A 24,941-nucleotide genomic window follows, 5' to 3' on the forward strand; every position below is an offset into this window, starting at 1 on the left:
GCCGATACGATCATGAACAAATTTTACTCACTGACCCTCAAAGAGGTCAGACCTGAAACAAGAAACGCCGTATCACTTGCTTTTGACGTGCCGGAAGATCTGGCAGACAAGTTTCACTACCAGCAGGGCCAGCACCTGATCGTGCGCACCAAGCTGGATGGCGAGGAAGTTCGCCGCTCCTACTCGATCTGCCGTAGTGTCAACGACCAGGAGCTTCGCATCGCCGTCAAACAGGTTCCGGGCGGTCGCTTCTCCACTTTTGCCAACGAGCAGCTCAAGCCCGGCCAGACTCTGGAAGTCATGCCGCCGCAGGGCCATTTCTCGGTTGATCTGGACCCCGAGCGTGAAGGCAACTATCTGGCCGTTGCCGCCGGCAGTGGCATTACCCCGATTCTGTCGATCGTGAAGACCACCCTGGAGACCGAGCCCAAGAGCGAGGTCACCCTGTTCTACGGCAACAAGGCCACCAGCAGCACCATGTTCCGTGACGAGCTGCAGGACCTGAAAAACGAGTACATGTCCCGCCTTAACCTGGTGTACATCTTCACCCGTGAAGAACAGGACATAGACCTTTACAACGGTCGTATCGACCACGAGAAGTGCGACAAGCTGTTCGATCACTGGATCAATGCCAAGGAGCTCACGGCGGCCTTTATCTGCGGCCCGCAGATGATGACCGAGACCGTGCGCGACTCGCTGCTGAACCACGGCATGGAAAAGAGCAGGATCCACTTCGAACTGTTTACCCCGGCTGGTGGTGTTCCCCAGGCCCGGAAAGACCGGGATCCGGCACACGTCGATCCGCAGTCAATCAGTGAAGTAACGGTAATCGCTGATGGCCGCTCGCTGACTTTCCCGCTGGTGCGAGACACCAAGAGCATTCTGGATGCCGGCAACGAAGAAGGCGCGGACCTGCCCTATTCCTGCAAGGCTGGCGTCTGCTCCACATGCCGAGCCAAGGTCGTGGAAGGCGAGGTAGAGATGGACCAGAACTTTGCTCTGGAAGACTACGAGGTGGAAGCCGGTTACGTGCTTTCCTGCCAGTGCTACCCGATCAGCGACAAGGTGGTTCTGGACTACGACGAAATGTAGTTTCCGCCCCCAAAACAAGACAAGAGCAAGGCAAGTCCCGCAGCAACGGGGCTTGCCTTCGCGTTTCAGAAACGAATGGAGTTTCCCATGTCAGTCCTGAAAAGTTTCATTGCCGGCCAGTGGGTCGGCGAAAAGCCCGCCAAGGCCCTGCCCAGCGCCATCAATGGCGAGATCGTCGCCCACACCCACGACGACACCCTCGATTTCAAGAACGCCGTTGAGTATGGCCGCAAGGTTGGCGGCAAGAACCTGATGGCGATGGATTTCCAGGAGCGCGCCCTGGCCCTGAAGGCCATGGCCCTGTACCTCCAGGAGCACAAGAAAGAACTCTACGCTCTGTCCATGCATACCGGTTCCACCAAGGGCGACAACGGCATCGATGTCGATGGTGGTTTTGGCACCCTGTTCTCCTATGCCAGCATGGGCCGGCGCGAGCTGCCGTCCGGCAATGTTGTTCACGAGGGTCCGGTGACTCCTCTTGGCAAGAACAACCACTTTGCAGGCACCCATATCCTGGTGCCCCGCGGCGGCGTTGCGGTTCACATTGACGCCTACAACTTCCCGGTATGGGGCATGCTCGAAAAGTTTGCACCCACCTTCCTGGCAGGCATGCCGTCCATCGTGAAGCCGGCCACCTCAACCTGCTACGTGACCGAACTCGCCGTCCGCCTGATGCAGGAATCCGGCGCGCTTCCGGAAGGCAGCCTGCAGTTGATCATTGGCAGCACCGGCGACCTGTTTGACCATCTGGAAGAGCAGGATGTGGTGACCTTCACAGGCTCGGCCGCAACGGCACGGAAGCTCAGGAACCACCCGAACATCATCAATCGTTCGATTCCGTTCAACGCCGAGGCCGATTCACTGAACAGTGCCATTCTGGCGCCGGACGTGACCCCGGAGCACGAAGAATTCGACGTCTTCGTAAAGGAAATCCGGCGCGAGATGACCGCCAAGGCCGGTCAGAAATGTACCGCCATTCGTCGTATCTTCGTTCCGAAAGATCAGGTAAACGCGGTCTGCGACAAGCTGAAAGAGCAGCTTTCCAAGATCACCGTGGGTGATCCCTCTGTCGAAGGCGTCCGCATGGGTGCACTGGCCTCCATCGACCAGCTGGAGGATGTGAAAGCCAACATCCAGGAATTGCTCAAGACCAGTGAGCTGGTTGTGGGTGGCGAAGGCAACTTCAAGGCTACCGGCGATGGCACCGAGAAGGGCGCGTTCATCGAGCCGCACCTGCTGCTGTGCCGGAACCCGGAAAGCGGCTGTGGTGCCCACGATATCGAGGCCTTCGGCCCGGTTGCCACGGTCATTCCTTACGACACCGTTGAAGACGCCGTTGAACTTTGCTCGAAAGGCCGTGGTTCCCTGGTCACTACCCTGACCACCCGGGACCCTGCCATTGCCGGCAGGATTGCGCCACTTCTGGCCGCTTTCCATGGCCGTCTGCACCTGCTGGATGCCGAAGCCGCGAAGGAATCCACCGGCCACGGATCGCCTCTGCCCATGCTCAAGCATGGCGGCCCCGGGCGCGCCGGTGGTGGTGAAGAACTGGGCGGCATCCGTGCGGTTCACCACTACTTGCAGCGCACCGCGATCCAGGGCTCTCCGAGCATGCTGGCTGCGGTTACCCGCGAGTACGTACGCGGTGCTGATCTGATCGAAACGGACGTGCACCCGTTCCGTCGCCACTTCGAAGACCTGCAGATCAACGAATCGCTGCTGACTCACCGACGCACCGTTACCGAAGCCGACATCGTCAACTTCGGCTGCCTGTCCGGTGATCACTTCTACATGCACTTTGATGAAATCGCAGCGCGGGACTCCCAGTTCGGCAAGCGTATTGCCCACGGTTATTTCGTGCTTTCCGCTGCTGCCGGCCTGTTTGTCTATCCCGGCGAGGGCCCCGTGCTGGCTAACTATGGTCTGGACACACTGCGCTTCATTGAGCCGGTTGCCCCGGGTGACACAATCCGGGCACGACTGACCTGCAAGCGCAAGATTGATCAGGGTCGGACATCTCCGGACGGACATCCTCAGGGTGTGGTGGTCTGGGACGTCCAGGTTCACAACCAGAACGACGAAATGGTTGCGAGCTACGACATCCTGACACTGGTTGCCAAGAAGCCCGAGTAACACCGGGCTTTCCTGTTTTCTCCCTGTCCTGGACCCCAGGGGGAAAGCGTCAGGCAAATAAAAGGGGGACAGGTCGCAAGACCTGTCCCCCTTTTATTGGTGCAAGAAAAACCCGGGCGCTTACATGCCCAGATAGGCTTCCCGCACCTTCTCATTGCTGAGGAGCTCACGGCCGGTCCCTTCGATCACCACCTTGCCGGTTTCCAGCACGTAGCCGCGATCCGCCAGAGCCAGCGCCTGGGAGGCATTCTGCTCTACCAGGAAGATGGTAATACCCTCTTCCTTGAGTTCCTTGACGATGTTGAAGATCTCCTCGATGATCAACGGCGCCAGACCCATGCTGGGCTCATCCAGCAGCAGCAGTCTTGGCTTGGCCATCAGGGCACGGCCCATCGCAAGCATCTGTTGCTGGCCACCGGAGAGCTCGCCTGCCAGGTTATGGCGCTTCTGTCGCAGAATCGGAAACTTGGTGTACATCCGTTCCAGATCGTCCATTACCTCGGGGGTTTTGCCACGGGTATAGGCGCCCAGAAGCAGGTTGTCATGAACGCTCAAGTCCTTGAACACCTGCCGGCCTTCAGGCACCTGGACGATGCCATCAGCTACCCTCTGATCGGCAGTGATCTTCGAGAGATCCTTGCCTTCAAAGGTGATGGCACCCCGGTCTGTGGGCTGAAGACCCGAGATAGTCATCAACAGTGTGGATTTGCCAGCACCATTGGCGCCTACCAGTGACACGATCTCACCACTATTGATGTGGATGTCCACATCATGCAGGACTTCAATCTGGCCGTAGGAGGTCACCAGTCCCTTGATGGACAGCATCTCTTCTTTGGCATGAGGCGCCGTCACCCGGTCTGCGTGCTTCAGGCCAAGACCACCGAATTTCTCGGGTGTATAGCTGACAATCTGGTGCCGCAATTCCCGGAATTCCTCCCGGACGCGCTCACCGAACAGCGGATCGTTTTCCACGTCCCGCGCTTCAATGATCTGCTGCCAGTCTTCCTCGGTCAGGAGTTTACGGGCCCGTGGAATAACCACGCCCTCTTCCTTGCGAATGTGTTTGCGCAAGGCTTCCGTGAAACGGGCCAGAGCATGGCTGAACTCTTCGCGACCTTCCGGCCAGCCTTTTTCGCACTCCGCCAACAACTGGCGCAACTCCACCAGCTTTTCGTGACCGATGACATAGCCCCTGGCCAGCTTCTCCAGCAGAGGCGCTGTCTCGGGGGACTTCTCACTGAGCCGTTTGTAGAGCTCAATGTCCGTGGGCGTGCTATGCACCCGCTGGGAGAAGTGCTGGATGTAATCAAAAATAGTCTTCAGCAGCCGCTCATCCGGGCGCTGATCGTTAAGGTTCATATCACTCAGCAACTGATCCAGCAGATCCAGAATCCGCCACAGCGCCTGGTGCTCATGAACAATAATCCGTACGGCCTGCTCACTGCGTGACTGGGCAGGCGCCATTTCAGTATTTTGCTCGCTCATGTGAAATGTCTCCTTGCTCAGCCACCCAGATAGGCGGCGATAACATCCGGGTTCTGGCGAATTTCCTCAGGGGTCCCTTCCGCCAGAACACGGCCATAGTTAAGCACCAGCAACCGGTCGGATATCCCCATCACCAGTTTCATGTCGTGCTCAACCAGCATTACCGTGGTGCCCTGATCCGCAATTTTCCGGATCAGATCCTCCAGGGCAGCGGTTTCAACCGCATTCAGGCCGGCTGCCGGCTCGTCCAGAAGGATAACCTTGGGTTCGGCCGCTAGTGCCCGGGCTATTTCCAGGCGCTTGAGCGCGCCATAGGACATCGCCGAGGCTTCGGCGTCGAGATAGTCGCCACAGCCTACATACTCCATCAGTTCCGCGGCGCGCTTACGGGCCGCGGCCTCGTTGCGGCGCAAGGAAGGCAAACGGAACAGGGTCGTAAACAGGCTGCTTTTGAGCTGCAGATGCCGACCCAGCATCACGTTTTCGATGGCGGTCATGTTCATGCAGATCTGCATCTGCTGGAACGTGCGGCACATGCCCCGCTCTGCCAGTTCATTGGGCTCCAGCTTGGCGGTGCTCTCACCGTTCAGCAGGATCTCGCCTTTGGTCGGCGTATAGAGCCCTGTGATCAGGTTAAACAGCGTTGTCTTGCCGGCACCATTGGGGCCGATAACAGAATAGACCTGTCCGGCTTCAACCGAAAAGCTGACGCCTTCCACCGCATGGACACCACCAAAGGCTTTATCCAGCCCCTTTACTTCGACCAGTGCTGTCATGCCTCACCTCCCGCTTTCTTGCGCATTTTCTTGGAAACAAACGCGGTCAGTGTGGGCAACAGCCCTTTTGGCATAAAAATCATGGTGAGCATCAGGATCAGGCCGAACATGACATGTTCCAGCTCCTGGAAATCTGCCAGAACCTGGGGCAAAAGCTTCAGCACCACGGCGCCAAGAATGACACCGAAGGTCGAGCCCATACCACCCAGAACAACCATGGTGATGAACAGGATGGAGAATTCGAAGCTTGCTACCGCAGGCGTAATGAAGCCCTGGAAGTGGGCATAAAGACTGCCCATCAGGCTGGCGTAGATCGCCGAGATCACGAACACCAGGCTTTTGTATTTCGCGGTGTTCACACCGACAACGCTGGCAGCCACTTCCGAGCCGTGAACCGAACGCAGCGCCCGGCCAATCGGCGATTCAATCAGGTTCAGGGCAAACCACACCGCTACCAGAAGCACCACGCTGGCGAAGATATACCAGGCCTGGAAGCCTTCGATCGTGATACCGAACAGCGAATAGCGACCAAACGCGCTCAGCTCCCAGCCAAATATTTCGAAGGCCGGCACCGGCATACCGTCTGGCCCGCCGGTCAGTGCACGCTCGTTGTTCAGGATGATGGCAATAATAAAACCAACGGCGAGGGTCGCCATGGACAGATAGTGGCCCTTCAGGCGCAGAATCGGTCGCCCGACAATCCAGGCAATAAAGCCCACAACAATTGCTCCGACCACCAACGCGGGCACTGAAGGCCAGCCGTAGGTGCCGGTCGCGATGCCGGTAAAGTAGGCGCCAAGACCGAAGAAGCCAGCGTGGCCAAGACTGATCTGGCCAGCAAAACCCACCAGGAGATTAAGGCCAACCACCGTGGCAGCAATGATCGCCATCTGGGTAACCAGCTCATAATGGAACGGGTTGCCGAGAAAAGCGGGAAGAATGATGAGAATCAGGGCGAGAACAATCAGCCCCCGGAGACGCGACTGCATAAACGTGTTCAACATCAGACGCGCTCCACTACCTTGGCACCGAACAATCCGCGGGGCATGAAGAACAGCACCAGCAGGATCATGGAGAATGCCACGGCATCCTTGTAGTCCGATGAAATGTAGCCGGCCGCCATGGCCTCAACGATGCCCAGCGAGAGACCACCAACCACCGCGCCAACGCCGCTACCCAGGCCGCCAATGGCAGCCGCCACAAAGCCTTTCAGTCCGAGAATGATACCGATGTCGTAGGACGTGAACGTGATCGGGGCAACAACAATACCGGCCACAGAGCCCAGTAATGCCGAAACCATGAATGCCAGCATCAGAACCATCTGAGTCCGGATACCGACAAGGCGCGCAGCCTCCTTGTTCATGGATGTCGCCAGGATAGCCTTGCCAATCAGTGTCTTGGTAAAGAACAGCACCAGGCCGACCACCAGGATCGCGCCAATACCGAGAACCCAGAGGCTCTGGCTATTCAATACCGCTCCGAAAACTTCAATAGGCTGGTCCGAGCTGAAATTCTGCATCACGTGGTATTCCTTGCCCCAGACTACCTGGGCAATACCGCGAATAAAGATCGACGCACCGATGGTGATAATAATCAGGGTAACAACATCGGCCTGTTTGGCAGGCGCAATCGCGAAGCGCTGCAGGGCGATGCCGAGGATACCGGCCAGGACTACGGCCAGCACGACCGCCAGGATCATGGGTACACCCATGGCCGTAAGCGAAACCGTCGCCATGCCTCCAATCATCAGGAACTCGCCCTGGGCGAAGTTGATGACGTGACTGGCGTTATAGATCAGGGTAAAACCGAGGGCTATCAGGGCGTAGGTCGCACCGATAGTAATCCCGGTGAACAGGTACTGTAAGAATTCTGCGAGCATAGCGGTGGTTCCGGTCGAACATCGGCTGGCGACTTGCCCTGAAAAGGGGTCGTCGCCAGCCGCGAGACAGGTTAAAGGGGTATCAGTCGATTAGTTTCCATTCGCCGTTCTGGACTTCCAGAATGCGGAAGGATTCCGGATCAAGGCCGTTGTGGTCTTCCGGGGACATGTTGAACACGCCCGTTACACCGACATAGCCCTGGATGTTTTCCAGTGCGTTACGAACTGCTTCCGGATCGGTAGAGCCAGCTTCTTCCATGGCGCGAACTGCCAGCATCAGGCCGTCGTAGGCATAGGCACCGAAAGTGGACACCTTGGAATCCCAGCGGGCTTCGTATTCAGCCTTGTAGTTCTGGACCACTTCTTTCTGGGGATCGTCGTCCGGCAGGGAATCCGGCACCAGCAGCGGAGAGGCGGGCAGACGCAGGCCATTAGCCGCGGAGCCAGCGAGCTCCAGGAAGCTGTCGGATGCGACACCGTGGGACTGGTAGAACGGAAGCTCCATACCCAGCTGGGCATAGTTGCGAGTTACGATGGCCGGACCCTGACCAAAACCGAAGTTCAGAACCGCTTCCACACCACTTGTGTTACGGATATTGGTCAGCTGGGCGGTCATGTCTGTATCAGATCCGCTGTAGGTAACGTCGGCTACAACCTCCATTCCCATCGCTTCGGCCACTTCCAGAGTCTGGGTACGACCCGAGCTTCCGAAACCACCGGTACCGGAAATCAGACCAAACTTGGTAATGCCGCGATCCTTCATGTCGGTCAGAATACGCTCTGCCGCCATGCGGTCGGTTTGAGGAGTCTTGAATACCCACTTTTTGACCGGGTTGGTGATAACCACAGCACCGGCCAGGGAGATGAACGGCACTTCTGCCTGCTCAATCAGCGGTACCGCCGCCATGGTAGCGCCGGTAGTACTGCCGCCAACGATGATATCAACCTGGTCCGAGCGGATCAGGCGACTGGCAAAGTTACGGGCAGAGGAAGCGTTGCCAACGTCGTCATAGTGGATCAGCTCCAGTTGACGACCAAGGACACCACCTTCTTCATTAATTTTTTCAACGTACATCTCGAGCGTTTTCAGCTCGGGATCACCAAGGAACGATGCCGGGCCTGTCACTGACAGGAACGAACCGATCTTGATGGGTTCAGCTGCCTGAGCGCTCATCATCATGAGACCGGCGGCTGCAACGGCTGCGCATTTGCCTGCGCGACGAATCACTGTTTTAAACATTGTTTTTGTTCTCCCGTTTTTTGCAGGGGCTTGAGTTTTTGTTTCTTCGCTCCCGGTATGATTCGATACCATTGACGAATATCAAATGAAGTTATTGTATCATAACGCTCGTGTCAACTGATTTCCGGGAGTGCCAACGCGGCTCTGTCAGTAAAGCCGACACTGGCAGAACACGCCAGCACCGCTGATCGAAAGACAAACCTTTACCTGACACGTAAGAACCGCATAATACGTACAACGTGTTTCATTGATTCTTATTTGCGAACTCAGGCCATGACTGCAAAAAGCCAGCTAGAACTGCTCGTCAAGAACTTCCAGAAAAAGCGACCCCTTCGGGCCGGCTCACTCATCATCACCATCTATGGCGATGCCATCGTTCCCCGCGGCGGCAATGTCTGGCTGGGAAGCCTGATGAAACTGGTAGAGCCCATGGGCATCAGCCAGCGACTGGTTCGCACCTCGGTGTATCGTCTGGTTCAGGAATCCTGGCTGCAGACCGAAAAGGTGGGCCGTTGCAGTTATTACAGCCTCACCGGCCCGGGCCTGCGGCGGTTCGAGCAGGCTTTTCAGCACGTCTATAACCTGGGCGCCGAAGAATGGAGTGGAAGCTGGTGCCTGGTCTACCTGAACCAGCTTTCCCCGGAACTCAGGCAAAAAGTCCGGGAGGAACTCAAGTGGCTCAGTTTTGGCAGCATGGCACCCGGGCTGATGGAACACCCACGCTTCACTCGCAGCGAACTGATTCCAATGCTTCAGGAATGGGGTGCTCTCGAAGACACCATCGTGATGCAGACCATGCCCATGGAGCAGAAGAGCCCAAGAGCCCTGAGACTGCAGGTTCGCGAAAGCTGGAACCTTGAGGAACTGGGCGGCCGCTACCGACGCTTCCTGACCCAGTTCCGGCCCCTGTGGCGTGAACTCCAGTCTGAGGACACTCTCAGCCCCGCGGAGTGCCTGATACTCCGGATCCTGCTGATCCACGAGTACCGCAAAATTCTTCTGAGGGACCCGCTGCTGCCCGATGAACTGCTACCCGGTGACTGGGAAGGCCGCAGCGCCAAACAGCTGTGTCGGAACCTGTATCGTCAAATCTATGTGCGGGCCGAGCAGTGGCTGGACGAGAACCTCGAAAACGCCTCCGGCCCCCTTCCAGGTCCGGGTGAGAAGTTTTACAAGCGGTTCGGTGGATTGCGGGATACTGCCATCCAGACAGATCCGACAACAGAACCAGAGGTTCTCTAGGCACCCGCTCAGTCAGTTGCCGAGCGGGACGAGGATGCCAGTTGTTCCCGGGTTTTCAGGCGCCCTTCCCGGCGAATCTCGGCATTGTCGTACCGGCGCTGTTGCTCGTCCGTTTCCGGTATCACTTCCGGGACATCCACCGGCCGGTCATTCTCGTCCAGAGCAACAAAGGTGAAAAAGGCCGAGAGAATGTGCCGCGTATCGCCGGTGTAACTGTTTTCGGCCTCTACCCTGGCACCGATTTCCATGGACGAGCCCCAGCTCCGGTTCAGCGACAGGCTGAACAGCAGCGTATCGTTACCCTTCGCCGGTGCCCTGAAATGGATTGAATCCACGGCAGCCGTCACACAAACATGGGCGGAATGCCGCTCTGCCACGACCAGCGCCAGCCGGTCGCATTTTGCCATGATCATGCCGCCGAACACGGTATTGTGGGAATTCATGTCGTTTGGAAACACCTTGTAGACGTGCTTCTCAATCGCAGATGCTGATACGGGTTTTGAAGGCTTTCCTGGCATGATCTGCTTTCCTCTTCGAGTGACATTCGATTGCGGAATCAATTCAACCCGCTGTCGCGGCTTCGCCCTGACGCTGCTGCGCCAGCCTTGCCAGGTGAAGCATCAAAACGCCTAACGCCATCACCACCAGGGTCAGCCAGAGGCCGTTGGTGTAATTACCTTCCACATCCGCGAGATAGCCAACCACCGCGGGTGCGATCATCTGGGCGATACCGTAGCTGAAGGTCAACCGGCTCATGGGCCGGGAAGGGTTCTCGGGGAAAACCCGCCCTACCATTGCCAGCATCATGCTGACGATACCGATAAAGCTGGCGCCATAAATCACGGAGCTGAGCATCACGCTGGCGAAGCTGGTGTTCACGATCAGCATCAGGATGCTCACGGAGTTCAGGGTGTAGGCCAGATAAAGCGCCAGCCACTGGCCCCAACGCCGGGAAAACACATCCCACAGCCAGCAGGCCGGCGTTGCAGCAAGACCTGCAATCAGCCAGACCAGCCAGCCCTGCCCCTGAAGCTCGGGCATGGATTCCGCAATTGCTACGAGGAAGGTGGCTGTCACCACATAGCCCACACCGGCGCAGAAATACGCCAGCTGGAGGATCCGTATGAACCGGCTTCGCTCGTCACCTGCCTTGGCCGCACCTGTTTTCGGCAAGGCACAGGCCCGGTAGTCCGGCATCCAACGCCAGGCGGGCAACAGAAGCCCAAGGGCCACCAGCCCGTAAATCACCCATTGCTGATCCCAGGTGAACGGATCCTTGATCAGCTCCGCCACCACAGCGGTGAGTACAATCCCGAGCCCGATACCGGAAAAGAACACGCCGAGCTCGGACTTCTGGTTGTTCTTGATCAACCAGCTCATCAAAAGACCGGCACCCAGCAACATACCCGCTGAGGTGCTCAGACCTGAGATAAAACGCAGAATGGACCACACCCACACATTGGTGGTGTACCCCATGAGAACCGTTGAAACCACGGCAACCACCAGGCCAAGCTGGTAGAGCCTTACCTTGAGACCAAGATCGCTGATGCGGGTAATCAGCACTGCGCCGGTCAGGTAGCCGGCGTAGTTCACGGTTGCCAGCATGCCGACGACGGATTTGCTCAGCCCCAGTGCCGCGACCATTTCCGGGATCATCGGCGTGTAGGAAAACCGGGCAATACCCACCATGACCATAACAGCAATCACGCTGGCGACCAGCACTTTTATCGTTTCTATCGGCTTCACAGGGTGTCCTTACTTCGGAACGACGTTAACTCAGGCGCGGCCCAGGAACTTGCGCTCCTCCACGTTAATGCGAATGCGGTCGCCGGTGGAGATGTGCTCGGGAACCTGAACAACCAGGCCAGTGGCAAACCGGGCGGGCTTGGTTCTAGCCGTCGCAGAGCCACCCTTTACAGACGGGTCCGTCTCCTCAATTACCAGCTCCACCGTAGGCGGAAGAGCCAGCGAAACCGGCGAATCCTTCAACAGGATGACCATGACACCCTGAGTATCTTCGGAAATGAACAGCAGCTCTTCGGCAATGGCCTCGCGGTTCAGGCTGTACTGAGTAAAGTCCTCGGTATCCATGAACACGTACTCATCGCCATCGGCGTAGGAAAAGGTGGCTTCCCGGCGGGTAAGGTCGGCCAGGTTGAGCATGTCCGAATCCTTGAAGGTCTCGTCCAGCTTCTGATTGGTCACCACATCGTACATGCGCATGCGGTAAAGACTGCCGCCCGCGCGGCCCTGGGGCACGGAACGCTCGATGTCCTTTACAAAATACACCCGACCATCGTATTCAACGGCGGAATTCTTTTTGATTTCACTGGCTCTGGGCATGTCTTCTGTTTCCGAAAAAATTGGGGTTTTGGGGCTGCTGATATACCACGACTTCGCCCCGGAATCGATAGATCTTAACTAACCAGGGCACGAACATCCGACAGGAAGCGTTCTACCTGTTCATTGGTCGTTGCCCAGGAACACATCAGACGGGCACTGCCACCGATAAAGTTGTAAAAGCGCCAGCCTTTGGCCCTCAGTGCCGCCTGCAAAGGCTCTGGCATCTCCACGAAAACACCGTTCACCTGTCTGGGGTAGCGTAGCTGGATACCTGGAAGACCTTCCAGCCCCACGGCAAGACGCTGGGCACAGGCATTGGCATGGCGGGCATTCTCCAACCACACATCGCCTTCGAGAAGCCCGCACCAGGGTGCCGAGATATAACGCATCTTGGAGGCCAACTGGCCGGCCTGCTTACACCGCCACTCGAAGTCCTCCGCCAGAGACCTGTTGAAGAACACCACCGCCTCACCAAGCGCCAGGCCATTCTTGGTACCGGAAAAGCACAGAACATCGACACCGGCCTTCCAGGTAATATCCGACGGATGTACATCCAGCGCAGCCACCGCATTTGCGAAGCGGGCGCCATCCATATGGATATTGAGCTTATGGTGATCGGCGACCGCCCGAATGACCCTGAGCTCCTCGGGTGTATAGACCGTCCCGACCTCTGTGGCCTGGGTCAGGCTGAGCGCCTTGGGCTTGGGGTAGTGAATATCGGTCCGCTTGGTCACCAGGTGCTCGATGCTCTCCGGTGTCAGCTTGCCGTTTGCACCCTGCCCCAGAAGCAGCTTGGCACCGTTGGAGGCGTACTCCGGGCCGCCGCATTCATCGGTTTCAATATGGGCCAGCTCGTGGCAGATCACGCTGTGAAACGACTGACCGATCGAGGCCAGGGCCAGAGAATTGGCGGCAGTGCCATTGAACACGAAGTAAACGTCACAGTCGGTATCGAACAAAGTCCTCAGACCATCCGCTGCCTTTTGCGTCCAGCTGTCCTCGCCGTAGGCTGGTTCATCCATCCGGTTAGCCGCTTCCATGGCTTTCCAGGCCTGCGGGCACACACCGCTGTAGTTGTCGCTGGCAAACTGCTCGGACTGGGACACAACGCGCTCCTGAATTCTGAAAGGAAAGCCTTTAACGTTATAGGAACCACCCATCATTGCCAACTTGCGTTCCATCCCAATTCGGGTGAGGCCGGGGGAATGACAAAGCCCGATACTTTATACTCTTGCCCCTGAAAGCCAGCAGACCAAGGACTCTCCCGCCATGGGGCGCTTCAATATCGCCAGTATTCCCGGCCGGATTATCACCGCCATTATCGCAGTCGCCTGCCTGGCAGGCAGCTACTATGCGATGACGACCGGGCTCAGCCAGCTCACCGAAGCACGGCAACTGGAACGCCTACCAGAAATGCCCGTCGGCGCTTTGACCACAGGCCCCTATGTGATCGCAGGCAAGGTCACGGATCAGTTGGGAACTCTCGAAACGCCCTATTCCAACACCGAGGCGGTCTACTATCGCTACAAACTCGAGGAGGAATATCGCGACTCCGACGGTGATCTGCGTATCCGCACCCTGGATTCCGGCGCCCGCGGCGGCGACTTCCAGCTCAGGGACCAGACCGGCTCAGTCATTGTAGCTCCGGGCAGCGATCTGGAAGAGGTCGAATGGAATCTGGAGCGAACCTATCGCAATCAGTCCGGCCGCAGAATCTACTCGGAGTGGGCGCTCATTCCCGGACACACGGCGCGGGTAATCGGCCAGTACAGCAGCGAAATCGGGGCAGTTACCTTTTATGGCCTCGAAGACTTCAGCCTTCCGGCCATGGTTTCCCGGAACACGCTGACCGTGGACAGTGGCGACCGGTTCTTCGAGGCAGCCATCCGCATTTCCATCGCAACTGGCTTTCTGGCTCTGGGTATCGCGCTGTCCCTTCCGTTGATCAAAGTTCACCGGTTCTGGGTCTATGTTCTGGTAATGGCCATTGCGGTGTCCGGTACGCTCTCGGTGCTTGGCATCAACAAGCTCCGTCAGGAATGGTCTGCCATCGCCGATTTGTATGAGGGCCGATACCAGCACGCCTGGACCAGCCGCCGACTCGCCGCAGCCAGCATTATTGCTGCCCTGTTGCTCTTGTGGTTGTCGATCCGGACCGTCAAGTTCAAGCGCCTGATCGAAGCGGTACCTACCAGCAGCACCCGGGGACTCAGTTTTGGCGTCTCGGAGCTCAAGGCAATTGTGGATGTCGATGAAGACCATCCCCCGCTCAGGGATCCACTAAAAAACGAGAAATGCGTGGCCTTCGACTACAAGGTTGAAGAAAAGCGGGGTTCCGGAAAAAACGAAAAATGGCGGGTTATTGAGCATCGGGAAGAACTAGCGCCTTTCTGGCTGGAGGACAGCGAGGGAAAGGTTCTCGTCCAGCCAGACGGTGCGAAGATCGAATACCCGCAGTACCATTCGGAGCGCCGGGGCGACAGGCGTTACACCGTCCGCTTTCTCGAAACCTTCGTGAACGTCTACTGCCTGGGTTTTGCCGGCCTGGATCGGGGGCAAGGGGCTTTGCGGGCATCGGCCAATATCGACACCATTCTCCAGCAACGCCATGAGCTGTGGCCCAACCTGGAGAAAATCGTAAAGGCGTCTCTGGCCCACGAAAAACAGCTGCTGAAAGCCATTGCCCAGCTACGCAGTGCGGACCCTGTCGAGATGAGTTCGAAGGGCCAGGCCGACAAGCTTATCCAGTTTGAACAGAACGTAACCAATGCCCTCCAGGCCCGGATCGAGGGATATCCGGACCTGAAGAACAATGAGGACATTCAGAAGTTCATGTCGATCATGGCAGAGACGGAAAACTACCTTTCGCTCTTGCGAAACAGCTACACCGAGAGCGCCATGATCTACAACACCCGGATCCAGTCTTTCCCTGACGTGATCCTGGCAAAACTGTTCCGTTTCCGCGAAGCACCGCAGTTCAGTTCAAAAACGTGAACTAGCCGTTCAGGCCAAGGTGCTCGGCATCCTGCTCGATGCAACGATCCAGCAGCGCCAGATAGTCCGCTTTGGCCTTCAGCTTGGTTTCACGATGGGCGCGCATGTTCAGGGTTTTGAAATGCTGCGCCAGCTCGGTGGCCCGCTCAACCAGTTTGTCCTGGGCAACCACCTCATCCAGGAAGCCCGCCTGCACGGCCCCTTCCGGGCTGTAGATCTCAGCGTTCACGACCGAACGGTAAAAGTGGGCGGGCGCCAGTCGATGGCGGGCAATTTCAATCCCGGCGTGGTGCATGGTCATGCCAATTGCAACCTCGTTCAGGCCCAGTTTGAAGGGGCCCTCAATACCAATGCGGTGATCCACTGACAGCAGAATGAACGCGCCCTTGGCAATGGCATGGCCGCTACAGGCACCAATAATGGGCAACGGGAATGCGGCCAGACGCCGGGTAAAGCTGGAGCCGGTTTTTACCAGCGCGGCTGCTTCTTTCGGCCCCTTCTGCATTTCTTTCAAGTCGTACCCGGCAGAGAACACGCCTGGCTGGCCGGTCAGAATCACAACCGCCTTGTCCTGCTCCGCCCGATCCAGCGCCGCGTTGAGCCCCTCGAACACTTCCTGGCTCAGGGCGTTGGCCTTGCCATTGCTGATGGCAATCGTTGCTACACCATCTTTCAATTCATAACTAACCAGCTCAGTCACCTGTTCTACCTCTCTACCGCAATTAAAGTGAGCGTTTGTTTACTTCGCTGGACATGATTGTGGGTTAGGCGCGTCAGAGATTCAATATCCATTGGTCATGTCGCCCAAACCTGGTCGAAATTTGAGATCACCATCGCTTATCTACCAAAACACTGCCTTCAGCATCTTTCTGGACAAGTGTTTGCGTTCTTTTAAAGCCTTTGATGGCTGTGTGATCGGAGTGCACAACTGAACCTACGACTTCTCCTGCCTTGTTGATGACGGAGTATGTGTCGATTTCTGTTTCACCCAAAGGTCCTTTAGTTCTGCTGCCCTCGAGTTTCAGTTCTTCACCCGGATTAAGTCTTACTCTATCTCTCATGGACGGGTATTTCCTTTACAACGCCCGGCTCACGCGCCGGTTTGTAGCCGCGGAGGCGGCGGAAAATCGGTCGCTGTGCAGCCGATTGTTATGTTCTCCTTGAGATGCTAGATTGTGTATAAAAGTCGAAAAGCATACACATAGGTGCATCATGAGAACTAACATAGTCATTGACGACCAGTTAATGGCCGAAGCCCTCAAAGCCTCCGGTTACGAAACCAAAAAAGAGGCCGTCGAGCAAGGCCTTAGACTTCTAGTCCAGCTTAGCAAGCAGCAGGAAATTCGAAAGTTACGTGGCAAGATCAAGTGGGAAGGCGATTTGGGCGAAATGCGAGCTGCCCGATGATCCTGGTAGACACCAGCGTCTGGATCGACTATTTCAATGGGGTCGACAACCCGCAAACTGATCTGCTGGATGCCTCGATAGTTCAAGGTTCGGTTGCTATTGGAGACCTCATATTTTTGGAAATCCTCCAAGGCATCCGCAACGACAAACAATATCGCCAAACCAAGCAAAGCCTGCTCACTCTGGATCAGTATGAAATGTTTGGCAAAGAAATGGCAATTAAGTGCGCCGACAACTATCGGGCACTACGAAAAAAAGGAATCACGATCAGAAAAACTGCCGACGTGATCATCGCGACATTCTGTATAGAGAAAGAGTTGCCCCTGCTGTTTTTGGATCGCGACTTCATCCCCTTTGTTGATCACCTTGGACTTGAGCCTGCTCTGAGAGAAACATAACAGCAATTAGGCAGCGCGCTTTATCATTGCAGAAATTTGACTGTGTCACTATTACTGACTTTGAAACATCAATAACGCTGCACTTAAATCGATAAAACAGGAGCTTAGCCGAGCATGGTCATCTCTGCCACGTAATCATTCAGCGTCTGCAATTTGCTCCGCCAATCATACTGGATGAAATGGCTGTGATTTGCTTGGAGGCTCTGACGTAAATCCCTCACTCGAACGTTCGCTTTTGTTTACGACTGGAGAAACCTGATCGAAACCCCAGGGTGATCCTCGACTGGAGCTGACAGCGTCTGCGGCATCCAGGAACCAAGGAGTCTAGTTACGCATCTAACCCGAACATTTCATAAACACCCCAAGCAGCAGCCACGAAATTTTCTCGGTTAGCCCATTACGCCCAGATATGAGAATTATTAGTGTAGTATGCGCGCCAATGTCGCTCTGATGTCATCCAGTCACCGGCCTTAAGTGTTTATTATTTGATCAATTCCAGCGTCCGGGCGAGGGAAGGCCTCCCGAGCCCGAGATGGAGGTGAGCGCCGACAGCGGCTCAGCCGGTGTTTAACCTGGGCCGAGGCAGGCGATATAACCGTTCGGTGACTGTGTGCAGAAGGGCCTTGACCGGGCAGCTACCTGGCAGGTGGAGCTTGATGCGGTCTTTGTACTGCACCACCCGTACGGCCAGCTTGAACAGCTTGATGATGACCGTCGAGGGCTGGGCCTGAGACAACTCGGTGCCTTGCAACAGTTCGGCGCGCAAGGCGTGATGCAGTACATAGGCGGCGCAGGAGAAAAACAGGCGCAGGTGGTTGGCCGCAAAGCGGCAATCCGAGGTGCGGTCGCTGGCCAGGTCGTTTTTCATCATCTTGATGAAATTCTCGTCCTGGCCCCGGGCGCAATACAGCTCGGCGTACAGTATTTCCGGGGTTGACTCTTCCAGGGAGGTGACGACGAAGCGGGGGTTATCGCCGAGGGCCATGGTTTCGGCTTTCAGGACAGTGCGAAACGCCTGTGGCCAGGAACGGGCCTGATAATCGATCTCGTGGAAGGTGCGCGAGCATTGCGGCGGGGCCTGTTCCGCGAGGCGAGCGTTATGGCAGCGGGTATCGTGCAGCCGCCGGGTGGATTGCAGGTGTGGCTCGGCCAGTTTTTTCAGACGGCTGTTGCCGGCCAGGCCGAACAGAAAATCGGTGTACGGATCGTCGAGCGCCAGTTGCATCAATTCCACGTTGGCGAAATGAGCATCACCACGCAGCAGGATGCGGGTCTCGGGATATCCCGTGGCAACTGGCGGGAAAACAGACTGACGGCAAAGCCCCAGCCACTGAGAATCAGACTCCATAACAGCACCGAGCCTTCATGAGAGCCCCAGACGGCGGTGAACTTGTAGTACCAGGGCAGCATCGAGTTGGAATTACGGGCCACATAATCCACGCTGAAATCATCCAGAAGAAAACTGGCGGTCAGGCTGGCATAAGAAATCAGTAGAAAAACAAATTGCCCCCATGCCATAGGCTCTGCAAATGCCATCCACAACGGGCGCCGGGTGGCGGCTCCCAGCAAGGGCACGGTCGCCTGAAGCAGCGACAGGCAAAGTGCAATCAACAACGCGAAGAGACCAACTTCAGGGATTGTCAGGGTAAGCATTTCGGGGCCGTGTTCGGTTAAGGGTTCGGCGATGACCGAACCTATCGGTGAGGGGTTCTCAGGTATCGCTTCGTCAGCCAGCCGCCCGGCTGGCTGACGAACTCCCCGTTACTTCCGACCAGGTTGGCGGGTAACGCGCAGATACGGTGTCTGCTCATCCCATCCGTCAGGGAAACGCTCTTTGGCCTCTTCGTTGGAGAGCGACGGAACGATGATCACATCCTCGCCATTCTTCCGGTCCACCGGCGTGGCCACTTTGTGGTTGTCGGTCAGCTGGAGCGAATCAATGACGCGCAGGATCTCGTCCAGATTGCGCCCGGTACTAGGGGGATACGTCAGCATCAGACGGATTTTCTTCGCGGAATCGATAATAAATACCGTTCGAACAGTCACCTTGGGGTCGGCTTTTGGATGGATCATTCCGTACAGGTCGGCAACCACCTGATCCTTGTCTGCCAGCAGGGGAAAATTGAGCCCGGTGCCCTGGGTTTTCTCGATATCCTTCACCCAGTCGTTATGAGAGTCGAGCGGGTCGACAGATACCCCGATCAGCTTCACACCGCGACTGGCGAACTCGTCCTTACGCTTCGCGAAGGCACCGAGCTCTGTGGTACAGACGGGGTGTAGTCGGCGGGGTGTGAAAACAGCACGGCCCAGTCGTCTCCCAGCCACTCATGAAACTGAATGTTTCCCTCGGTGGATGCGACGGTGAAATCGGGAGCGGTTTCTCCAAGTTGCAATGTCATCGTTTCATTCTCCTTTGCTTTGGCTGTCGTTCTCGGTTTGTCAGTACAGACGGTATCCTTAAAGTCAACTTTAAGGTCAAGGCGTTTGTCAGATGTTTTTTAGCCTGATCCATCGAGCTCGACGTTCGTGCCCGATTTTTCGGGTATGAAACTGACATAGAGGAAAAGCACGGTGCCCAGCACAATGGCGATATCGGCAAGGTTAAAGGCTGGCCAGTGCCAGGATTGCCAATAGACATCAAAGGAATCCACAACATAGCCACGAAATATACGGTCAATCAGGTTGCCCATGGCACCGCCAAGAATAAGGCTGTACGCGATGGCTTCTCCCCTGCGGCGGCACTGAACAATCAGCCCGATCAGTACAATCGAGACAACTACCGCGACTGTGATAAGAAAGTATCGCTGCCAACCTCCGCCATCGGCAAACAGGCTGAATGCGGCGCCGGTGTTCCAGACATGCACCCAGTTAAAGAACGGGGTCACCGGAATCGACTCGCCATACGCCATTGACTGCTGGACCAGCCATTTTACAACCTGATCAGACGCCGCAATCAGGCCCGAAATCGCCAGCAGGCCATACGGCAAGTGTTTTTTGGCAACGATGGACATTATTTAACCCTTAAGCGCCAGGATGCGCCTGGCACCGTTGAGTACGATAATCCCCGCAATGCTGCCGATGATCAGGTCCGGGTAATTGGAGCCAGTCCACGCGACCAGGGCGCCAGCGGTAATGACCCCCAGATTGATGACCACATCGTTGGCTGAGAATATCCAGCTCGCCTTCATGTGGGCACCGCCCTCCCGATGTTTGGATATCAGCAGCAGACAGGTGGTATTGGCGATCAATGCGATGAACGCAATCCCCATCATTACCAGCGACTCAGGCTCACTGCCGAAGACAAAGCGCCTCACCACCTCTGCAAGTACGCCCACAGCCAGTATCAGTTGGAGTACGCCCGCAAGATGCGCCGCACGCACCTGCATTTTCACGCTGTGCCCAACCGCATACAGGGCGAGCCCATACACGGCCGCGTCGGCGAAATTGTCCAGGGATTCTGCAATCAAACCGGTGGAGTGCGCGATCAGGCCGGCCGTCATTTCCACCACAAACAGGACGGCATTGATACCGAGCAACCAACGCAGGGTGCCGGACTCCTGCTCGGCCGAGATAGCCGTACCCCCGAGCGCCTTGATTGACTCAGGGTCGGCAGCGGCCGTTTCCTGAAGCGAAGCTCCCAGCCCGAGGGTTGCCAGCTTCGCGGTGATAGGCTCAGCCTCGCCATCGTGCACAACCTTCAACCGCCGATCAGACAGGTCGAAGGACAGCCCGCGAATGTCTTCAAAACCGTTCAGGGCCAGTCGAATCATCCGTTCCTCCGAAGGACAATCCATCTTCGGTACGGTATACACACTGATCCAGTTGCCGGACGCTTCAGAGGCCCCCGACCCGGCATTACCCTCGGCGGGTGTTGCTTCGCAGCCACAGGCGTCTTCACAGGGTTTACTCATGATACGGCTCCACTTGAGTATTGTCGGATTATGATTTAAAACCATATAGCCACTATAAGGTCAATAGAGCAGATACCATTTGTTGAGGAGACACCCGATGCGCATTGGTCAGTTGGCACGGTCCGTAGGGGTCGACACCCAGACCATCCGTTTCTATGAGCGAGAGGGCTTGTTACCGCCGCCGGATCGTCAGGACAACGGCTACCGTATTTACACTGAACGGCATGTTGAGCGACTGGCCTTCATCCGGCGCTGCAGAATACTCGAGCTGTCACTCGCTGAAATTCACGAGTTACAGCGTTATCAGGGCGCGCCCCATCAGCCTTGCAGGGCCATCAACACCTTGCTTGATGATCACATCGCTCATGTACGGTCTCAGATAACCGATCTGCAGGTACTGGAGAAACAACTTGTGTCGCTGCGAGCGAGTTGTAACGATGATCGGGAAATTGAGGCCTGCGGGGTTCTCGAAGGGCTCAGCGAAGGAAGCATGCAGTAGTAGCTTGAAGCATTACGCACCTGCCTTTTCAATTGCGTAAATCCAGTCAATCCGGAACCCCTTCAATGGTGCGGGTCATCAAATCCACCATGGCCGGGCTGTCCCATTCCGCGGCACCGACCAGACGGCCAATTTCGCGACCGTCGTGATCAATCAGCAGCGTTGTAGGAACACCTTCTATGCCCAGTGTTGAGGTCGCCAGTGTCGACGGATCAATATACTGGCGAAGATGTTGGATGCCTGTTTTCCGGTAGAATTTCTCAACAACGCTGATGCCTGCGTGGTCAACAGACAGCGCGACCACTTCAAATTGCTCGCCGCCCAGTTGAGCCTGAAGTGAGTCCAGCGTCGGCATTTCCTCACGGCAAGGCAGGCACCAGGTTGCCCAGATATTGAGCAATATCGCCTTACCCTTAAAGTCAGCCAGTGTCAGCGGCCTGCCGACTTCGTCTTGAAAAGCCAGCTCGGGCAGAGTGCGAGGGGACTCCCAGATCAGGAACCCCTGGGGCCCCACGGACTTCGGAACCTTCCCTGCAGCCATAACTGGAGCGGCTATGGAAATAGCAAGCGCGAAAAGGACTACGGCGATTCCCCGGGCGGCGGATATGCGCTGGTGACTCATTGGACATTACTCCTGATTACAGTGGTCGGTTTGTTGCCCGCATGGTGCCCCACGCGTTACTCACTCTGTAACAGCTCTTCAATTCGCCCGTGCAGTCGGCCCCAGAACCCATCACCGGCTGCCGCGTTGGGGCCTTTGGCAATGGCCGTCAGGTAGGTCACCAGATGCTCAGGCTTGAATTTCAATCCATGGAACCGGGCCCGCATCTGACCTTCCGGGTCAATCACGTGGGTTACCACACCATGGACCTGTACCCCCTCGCCCGTATCCCTGAACTGAACGCCGTAGGCTTTGGCGAGCTCCGACGTCAACCCGGGCGGTTCACCTTCGCCCCGGTACAGAAAGTGCCAATTATCGGGGTTCAGGTCGAAATTGTCGCCATACGCGCGCATGTTGTCCCGGGTCCCGGCAACATCTTCCCGGTCCGTGGCAATGGTGATGAACACCACCTCTTCACTCAGCCCTTCTTCTTCAACCCCGGTTTGCAACTGCCGTATCAGGTTCATATGAAAAGGGCAGGCCTCGGTACAGCGCGTGTAGAGAAAATTGAGCACAACGGTTTTGCCGTTTAAGTCGGCAAGGGAAAGGGTATTGCCATCAACGCCTGTAAGATCAAATTCAGGGGCCGGCTGATCCACAAACTGGGCATACCGCTCTTTCTCGTTCAACGAGGCCTCAACATCCTCCATGGAATGGGCCATGGCATTGGTGCTACCCAGGGCAACCATGGCAATCAGCAATACTCTGAATACACTGTTCACAGTCATTCTCCATTTGAGTTGTTTTCCGAAGGGAGTCCCGGGTTATTGTGGCTTGGTCTCGTCCAGATTCAGCGCAACGGGCAGGTCAGCTGGTGCCAGGCAAATGCCCTCGTCACTGCAGGCCTGCACCCGCACTGTCATGTCAAGCTTGCCTGCCTCTTTCAGCGCGGCGGTCTGTTTTTCATCTGGCAGCAGCCGGATGCTTGCACCGTCGTCGTACACCTCCAGGGCGGTGTCACCCAGCACAATGTCACTGACCCGGCCGCGCGGGTACTCCGTCGGAATATCGAGCGACTGGCCGCCAGCCGAAAACTTGGCGACGGTGGGGATCAGAAACTCCATGGAGGCTGGATTCGCATTCACGTGCCAGCCCGGTTCAATGTCCAGTGTCAGAACGATTTCACCGGTCTCCCCTATCAGGGCTTTGCCGCCTTCCGCAAGCTTGAGGCGGACCTTATCGGAAGAATCTGCCAACCCCGTGCGGGCAACTGGCGCCTGGGGGTCGGAACTGGCTTGTTCAGGCTGGGCTGAGCCAGGGGCCTTTCCGGAATTGGTACCGATCAACATGAACGCCGCGATCGCGATCAGAAAAACCGCTATGCCGGTCAGCAATACTTTGGCTTGGGTTGTCATGGTTCATCTCCAGTATCTAGGGTTGTGAATTCTCGGTGCGGTTGATCGCCTCGACCAGGCTGTCGGTATCAAAGAGCCCAGTGAAACGGGCGACAACGGTGCCGTCAGCGTCAAAAATCGCCGCAAAAGGCAAAGCTTGCCCACCCGTCGCGGTTAACAATGCGTCTTTTTCGGGATCGCTTGCTGTCACATCCACCTGAATCGGCACCATGCCGGCCCGCGCTACGGCTTCAGCCACAGCGGGCTCTTTATACACGGTGCGCTCCAGGACCTTGCAGTTGATGCACCAATCGGCAGTGAACTCCAGCAAATACGGCGTGCCACGGGCTTTTGTGTCCGCCAGGAGTTCTGCTGAGTAGGGTTGCCAGACAAGCTCGTCTTCGCCGCTGCCCAACGGAGATGCGAATACCACTGTCACCACCAAGGCAAGGCCTGTCGCCGTTGCAGTGATCACGCGCACGGCACCGTTCCCCTGAACGAAGCGGCGGAGACCCCAGACCAGCACCAGCGCCAGCCAGGCCCACCACAGCCAGGGGTATACCGCTTTGGGCACCAGGCTCGCGCTGAAAAACACGGCGGCGGCCAGCAATATCAGCGCGAGCACTTCACGAATGGCTACGGTCCAGGGGCCCGCCTTGGGCAAACGACTCAGCCACTCGGGCCTGAGCATCAGTACCGCATAGGGCAACGACAGCCCCAGCCCGATACTGCCGAATATCCCCATGATGACCGGCGCCGGCTGGGTAACGGCAAAGGCCAGTACGCCCCCCAGGAAAGGGCCTGCGCAGGGCGCGGCCAGGATCGCACTCAACAGCCCGGATACATAGGCTTCAAAGTAACGCCGGCCATGCGCCGAGGCGGCGAATGTCGGGACGGGGATGGGCAGATCGAGCCAGGTAATCACCGCAAACCCGACCATCAACGCAACCAGGACGGCCACGAATAGCGTTGACTGGAACAACGTGCCCCAGTTCCACTGCAGCAGTGCGGTCAGGCCGCCCAGCGTCAGGAAAAAGGTGAGTGTTCCGGCCGTGAATGCCAGCGCGGCCAGCACCCGATGGGACCTCTGGCCGCCCGCCTCCCGCAGGATGGTCCGGACCTTGATGGGGATCGCGGGCAGCACGCAGGGCGTCAGGTTCAGCAGTAGACCTGCCATAACCGCCATCATGATCTGGCCGGCAATGAGTAATGAGGGCAACTGATCCATTACTCCGTGACTCCCAGCATCCTGCCGAGCGCTTCCTGGCTGGGCACACCAGTCTGGCCCCGCCATTGTCCGCTCGAATCCTTGTACAGCAGCCCTGGCGTCCCGCTGAAACCCGAAAGCTTATGGCAGAGCACGGTCATGCCGCGCACCAGGTATTCCAGATAGAATGACATCACAGATACGTTCCCGTTTTCATGTATTCATCAGTCGATAAAATCACCAGCAAAGCTGCCTACGTGGTGGTCTACCGCGCAAGGCCAAACGACAGGCACTCGAAGCGAAAGCCTCTGGTAATCAAAGGTTCAGGACACTGTTGAAT

The 24,941-nt window shown here is 56.9% G+C and carries 25 protein-coding genes and 4 pseudogenes; 7 read left to right on the top strand and 22 right to left on the bottom strand.

The window, feature by feature from the left end:
* The first annotated feature begins 12 nt into the window (after positions 1-12).
* Both paaE and paaZ read left to right on the top strand, forming a co-directional pair.
* Positions 13-1,092 (top strand): 1,2-phenylacetyl-CoA epoxidase subunit PaaE, encoded by a 1,080-nt coding sequence (gene paaE, locus AC13E3_RS23160; protein ID WP_014577968.1) that lies wholly within the window; start codon positions 13-15, stop codon positions 1,090-1,092.
* Between the two features lie 87 nt (positions 1,093-1,179).
* Positions 1,180-3,225: a phenylacetic acid degradation bifunctional protein PaaZ gene (paaZ, locus tag AC13E3_RS23165; RefSeq protein WP_482902611.1), complete on the top strand. Its 2,046-nt coding sequence runs from the start codon at positions 1,180-1,182 to the stop codon at positions 3,223-3,225.
* A gap of 120 nt (positions 3,226-3,345) precedes the next feature.
* Here the strand turns inward: paaZ and AC13E3_RS23170 are convergent, their stop codons facing one another.
* The 6 genes and pseudogenes from AC13E3_RS23170 to AC13E3_RS23195 form a co-directional block, all read right to left on the bottom strand.
* On the bottom strand, positions 3,346-4,050 hold the full coding sequence (locus tag AC13E3_RS23170) for an ABC transporter ATP-binding protein (protein ID WP_041646303.1): 705 nt from the start codon (positions 4,048-4,050) through the stop codon (positions 3,346-3,348).
* 210 nt (positions 4,051-4,260) lie between these two features.
* A pseudogene (locus tag AC13E3_RS23175) lies at positions 4,261-4,710 on the bottom strand (hemerythrin domain-containing protein); the annotation flags it as partial.
* Positions 4,711-4,727: 17 nt separating this feature from the next.
* A complete protein-coding gene (locus AC13E3_RS23180) occupies positions 4,728-5,486 on the bottom strand; it encodes an ABC transporter ATP-binding protein (RefSeq protein WP_008173788.1) in 759 nt (252 codons plus the stop codon).
* Entirely contained in the window at positions 5,483-6,490 is a 1,008-nt protein-coding gene (locus AC13E3_RS23185; RefSeq protein ID WP_008173786.1) for a branched-chain amino acid ABC transporter permease, read from the bottom strand. The genes AC13E3_RS23180 and AC13E3_RS23185 overlap by 4 nt, the downstream gene beginning before the upstream one ends.
* The gene (locus AC13E3_RS23190) at positions 6,490-7,365 is read right to left on the bottom strand and encodes a branched-chain amino acid ABC transporter permease (RefSeq protein ID WP_008173784.1); all 876 of its coding nucleotides are present in this window, start codon (positions 7,363-7,365) and stop codon (positions 6,490-6,492) included. Before AC13E3_RS23190 ends, AC13E3_RS23185 begins: the two co-directional genes overlap by 1 nt.
* Before the next feature lie 82 nt (positions 7,366-7,447).
* Positions 7,448-8,605, bottom strand: a complete 1,158-nt coding sequence (locus tag AC13E3_RS23195) for an ABC transporter substrate-binding protein (protein WP_008173783.1) — start codon at positions 8,603-8,605, stop codon at positions 7,448-7,450.
* 273 nt (positions 8,606-8,878) lie between these two features.
* On the opposite strand from AC13E3_RS23195, the gene paaX reads away from it, so the two are divergent.
* Positions 8,879-9,847, top strand: a complete 969-nt coding sequence (gene paaX, locus AC13E3_RS23200; RefSeq protein WP_008173782.1) for a phenylacetic acid degradation operon negative regulatory protein PaaX — start codon at positions 8,879-8,881, stop codon at positions 9,845-9,847.
* Positions 9,848-9,855: 8 nt separating this feature from the next.
* Here paaX and AC13E3_RS23205 read toward each other — a convergent pair whose 3' ends face one another.
* The 4 genes from AC13E3_RS23205 to AC13E3_RS23220 form a co-directional block, all read right to left on the bottom strand.
* A complete protein-coding gene (locus AC13E3_RS23205; RefSeq protein WP_008173781.1) occupies positions 9,856-10,365 on the bottom strand; it encodes an acyl-CoA thioesterase in 510 nt (169 codons plus the stop codon).
* 43 nt (positions 10,366-10,408) lie between these two features.
* A complete protein-coding gene (locus tag AC13E3_RS23210; RefSeq protein ID WP_008173779.1) occupies positions 10,409-11,593 on the bottom strand; it encodes a YbfB/YjiJ family MFS transporter in 1,185 nt (394 codons plus the stop codon).
* A gap of 30 nt (positions 11,594-11,623) precedes the next feature.
* Positions 11,624-12,190 carry an elongation factor P-like protein EfpL gene (gene efpL, locus AC13E3_RS23215; RefSeq protein WP_008173777.1) on the bottom strand — a complete coding sequence of 189 codons (567 nt, stop codon included), beginning with the start codon at positions 12,188-12,190 and terminating at the stop codon, positions 11,624-11,626.
* A 74-nt stretch (positions 12,191-12,264) separates the two neighbouring features.
* Positions 12,265-13,350, bottom strand: a complete 1,086-nt coding sequence (locus tag AC13E3_RS23220) for a threonine aldolase family protein (RefSeq protein WP_482902626.1) — start codon at positions 13,348-13,350, stop codon at positions 12,265-12,267.
* A 109-nt stretch (positions 13,351-13,459) separates the two neighbouring features.
* On the opposite strand from AC13E3_RS23220, the gene AC13E3_RS23225 reads away from it, so the two are divergent.
* Positions 13,460-15,184 (top strand): LemA family protein, encoded by a 1,725-nt coding sequence (locus AC13E3_RS23225; RefSeq protein ID WP_482902612.1) that lies wholly within the window; start codon positions 13,460-13,462, stop codon positions 15,182-15,184.
* Between the two features lies 1 nt (position 15,185).
* Here the strand turns inward: AC13E3_RS23225 and AC13E3_RS23230 are convergent, their stop codons facing one another.
* Both AC13E3_RS23230 and AC13E3_RS23235 read right to left on the bottom strand, forming a co-directional pair.
* Complete coding sequence (locus tag AC13E3_RS23230; RefSeq protein WP_092033822.1) at positions 15,186-15,884, bottom strand: crotonase/enoyl-CoA hydratase family protein; 699 nt, start codon at positions 15,882-15,884, stop codon at positions 15,186-15,188.
* 127 nt (positions 15,885-16,011) lie between these two features.
* Complete coding sequence (locus AC13E3_RS23235; RefSeq protein ID WP_008173769.1) at positions 16,012-16,245, bottom strand: hypothetical protein; 234 nt, start codon at positions 16,243-16,245, stop codon at positions 16,012-16,014.
* A gap of 151 nt (positions 16,246-16,396) precedes the next feature.
* Between AC13E3_RS23235 and AC13E3_RS23240 the strand changes: the two genes are divergently transcribed.
* Positions 16,397-16,591: a type II toxin-antitoxin system VapB family antitoxin gene (locus AC13E3_RS23240; protein ID WP_008173767.1), complete on the top strand. Its 195-nt coding sequence runs from the start codon at positions 16,397-16,399 to the stop codon at positions 16,589-16,591.
* Positions 16,588-16,989 (top strand): type II toxin-antitoxin system VapC family toxin, encoded by a 402-nt coding sequence (gene vapC / locus AC13E3_RS23245; protein WP_092033819.1) that lies wholly within the window; start codon positions 16,588-16,590, stop codon positions 16,987-16,989. The genes AC13E3_RS23240 and vapC overlap by 4 nt, the downstream gene beginning before the upstream one ends.
* A 556-nt stretch (positions 16,990-17,545) precedes the next feature.
* Here vapC and AC13E3_RS23250 read toward each other — a convergent pair.
* From AC13E3_RS23250 to AC13E3_RS23270, 5 genes and pseudogenes are all read right to left on the bottom strand, one after another.
* Positions 17,546-18,268 (bottom strand): annotated as a pseudogene (locus tag AC13E3_RS23250) (transposase); the annotation flags it as partial.
* 5 nt (positions 18,269-18,273) lie between these two features.
* Positions 18,274-18,642: pseudogene (locus AC13E3_RS23255) on the bottom strand (heme lyase NrfEFG subunit NrfE); the annotation flags it as partial.
* Between the two features lie 108 nt (positions 18,643-18,750).
* Positions 18,751-19,388, bottom strand: a pseudogene (locus AC13E3_RS23260) (peroxiredoxin).
* Between the two features lie 99 nt (positions 19,389-19,487).
* Complete coding sequence (gene lspA / locus AC13E3_RS23265; RefSeq protein WP_008173757.1) at positions 19,488-20,000, bottom strand: signal peptidase II; 513 nt, start codon at positions 19,998-20,000, stop codon at positions 19,488-19,490.
* Positions 20,001-20,003: 3 nt separating this feature from the next.
* On the bottom strand, positions 20,004-20,900 hold the full coding sequence (locus tag AC13E3_RS23270; protein WP_008173756.1) for a cation efflux transmembrane domain-containing protein: 897 nt from the start codon (positions 20,898-20,900) through the stop codon (positions 20,004-20,006).
* A 97-nt stretch (positions 20,901-20,997) separates the two neighbouring features.
* Here AC13E3_RS23270 and cadR point away from each other — a divergent pair, with 97 nt between their 5' ends.
* Positions 20,998-21,399, top strand: a complete 402-nt coding sequence (cadR, locus tag AC13E3_RS23275; RefSeq protein WP_474544682.1) for a Cd(II)/Pb(II)-responsive transcriptional regulator — start codon at positions 20,998-21,000, stop codon at positions 21,397-21,399.
* Positions 21,400-21,445: 46 nt separating this feature from the next.
* On the opposite strand, the gene AC13E3_RS23280 is transcribed toward cadR, so the two are convergent.
* The 5 genes from AC13E3_RS23280 to AC13E3_RS23300 are packed head-to-tail and all read right to left on the bottom strand — an operon-like array spanning position 21,446 to position 24,795.
* Positions 21,446-22,021: a TlpA family protein disulfide reductase gene (locus tag AC13E3_RS23280; RefSeq protein ID WP_482902613.1), complete on the bottom strand. Its 576-nt coding sequence runs from the start codon at positions 22,019-22,021 to the stop codon at positions 21,446-21,448.
* Between the two features lie 56 nt (positions 22,022-22,077).
* Positions 22,078-22,782, bottom strand: a complete 705-nt coding sequence (locus tag AC13E3_RS23285; protein WP_482902614.1) for an SCO family protein — start codon at positions 22,780-22,782, stop codon at positions 22,078-22,080.
* Between the two features lie 42 nt (positions 22,783-22,824).
* A complete protein-coding gene (locus AC13E3_RS23290; RefSeq protein ID WP_482902615.1) occupies positions 22,825-23,415 on the bottom strand; it encodes a protein-disulfide reductase DsbD domain-containing protein in 591 nt (196 codons plus the stop codon).
* Between the two features lie 16 nt (positions 23,416-23,431).
* Positions 23,432-24,622, bottom strand: a complete 1,191-nt coding sequence (locus AC13E3_RS23295) for a protein-disulfide reductase DsbD family protein (RefSeq protein WP_008173751.1) — start codon at positions 24,620-24,622, stop codon at positions 23,432-23,434.
* Complete coding sequence (locus tag AC13E3_RS23300) at positions 24,622-24,795, bottom strand: hypothetical protein (RefSeq protein WP_008173750.1); 174 nt, start codon at positions 24,793-24,795, stop codon at positions 24,622-24,624. Before AC13E3_RS23300 ends, AC13E3_RS23295 begins: the two co-directional genes overlap by 1 nt.
* Positions 24,796-24,941: the final 146 nt, after the last annotated feature.

It is taken from the genome of Marinobacter sp. L-80, assembly GCF_056859395.1.

Bases quoted from the DNA above. Each gene is read 5' to 3' on its own strand.
- AC13E3_RS23225 (WP_482902612.1), top strand. From the start codon at position 13,460: ATGGGGCGCTTCAATATCGCCAGTATTCCCGGCCGGATTATCACCGCC.
- paaX (WP_008173782.1), top strand. From the start codon at position 8,879: ATGACTGCAAAAAGCCAGCTAGAACTGCTCGTCAAGAACTTCCAGAAA.
- AC13E3_RS23190 (WP_008173784.1), bottom strand. From the start codon at position 7,365: ATGCTCGCAGAATTCTTACAGTACCTGTTCACCGGGATTACTATCGGT.
- AC13E3_RS23180 (WP_008173788.1), bottom strand. From the start codon at position 5,486: ATGACAGCACTGGTCGAAGTAAAGGGGCTGGATAAAGCCTTTGGTGGT.
- AC13E3_RS23185 (WP_008173786.1), bottom strand. From the start codon at position 6,490: ATGTTGAACACGTTTATGCAGTCGCGTCTCCGGGGGCTGATTGTTCTC.
- paaZ (WP_482902611.1), top strand. From the start codon at position 1,180: ATGTCAGTCCTGAAAAGTTTCATTGCCGGCCAGTGGGTCGGCGAAAAG.
- AC13E3_RS23220 (WP_482902626.1), bottom strand. From the start codon at position 13,350: ATGGGTGGTTCCTATAACGTTAAAGGCTTTCCTTTCAGAATTCAGGAG.
- AC13E3_RS23270 (WP_008173756.1), bottom strand. From the start codon at position 20,900: ATGAGTAAACCCTGTGAAGACGCCTGTGGCTGCGAAGCAACACCCGCC.
- efpL (WP_008173777.1), bottom strand. From the start codon at position 12,190: ATGCCCAGAGCCAGTGAAATCAAAAAGAATTCCGCCGTTGAATACGAT.
- AC13E3_RS23205 (WP_008173781.1), bottom strand. From the start codon at position 10,365: ATGCCAGGAAAGCCTTCAAAACCCGTATCAGCATCTGCGATTGAGAAG.
- AC13E3_RS23195 (WP_008173783.1), bottom strand. From the start codon at position 8,605: ATGTTTAAAACAGTGATTCGTCGCGCAGGCAAATGCGCAGCCGTTGCA.
- lspA (WP_008173757.1), bottom strand. From the start codon at position 20,000: ATGTCCATCGTTGCCAAAAAACACTTGCCGTATGGCCTGCTGGCGATT.
- AC13E3_RS23240 (WP_008173767.1), top strand. From the start codon at position 16,397: ATGAGAACTAACATAGTCATTGACGACCAGTTAATGGCCGAAGCCCTC.
- AC13E3_RS23300 (WP_008173750.1), bottom strand. From the start codon at position 24,795: ATGTCATTCTATCTGGAATACCTGGTGCGCGGCATGACCGTGCTCTGC.
- paaE (WP_014577968.1), top strand. From the start codon at position 13: ATGAACAAATTTTACTCACTGACCCTCAAAGAGGTCAGACCTGAAACA.
- vapC (WP_092033819.1), top strand. From the start codon at position 16,588: ATGATCCTGGTAGACACCAGCGTCTGGATCGACTATTTCAATGGGGTC.
- AC13E3_RS23280 (WP_482902613.1), bottom strand. From the start codon at position 22,021: ATGAGTCACCAGCGCATATCCGCCGCCCGGGGAATCGCCGTAGTCCTT.
- AC13E3_RS23170 (WP_041646303.1), bottom strand. From the start codon at position 4,050: ATGCTGTCCATCAAGGGACTGGTGACCTCCTACGGCCAGATTGAAGTC.
- AC13E3_RS23295 (WP_008173751.1), bottom strand. From the start codon at position 24,622: ATGGATCAGTTGCCCTCATTACTCATTGCCGGCCAGATCATGATGGCG.
- AC13E3_RS23290 (WP_482902615.1), bottom strand. From the start codon at position 23,415: ATGACAACCCAAGCCAAAGTATTGCTGACCGGCATAGCGGTTTTTCTG.
- cadR (WP_474544682.1), top strand. From the start codon at position 20,998: ATGCGCATTGGTCAGTTGGCACGGTCCGTAGGGGTCGACACCCAGACC.
- AC13E3_RS23235 (WP_008173769.1), bottom strand. From the start codon at position 16,245: ATGAGAGATAGAGTAAGACTTAATCCGGGTGAAGAACTGAAACTCGAG.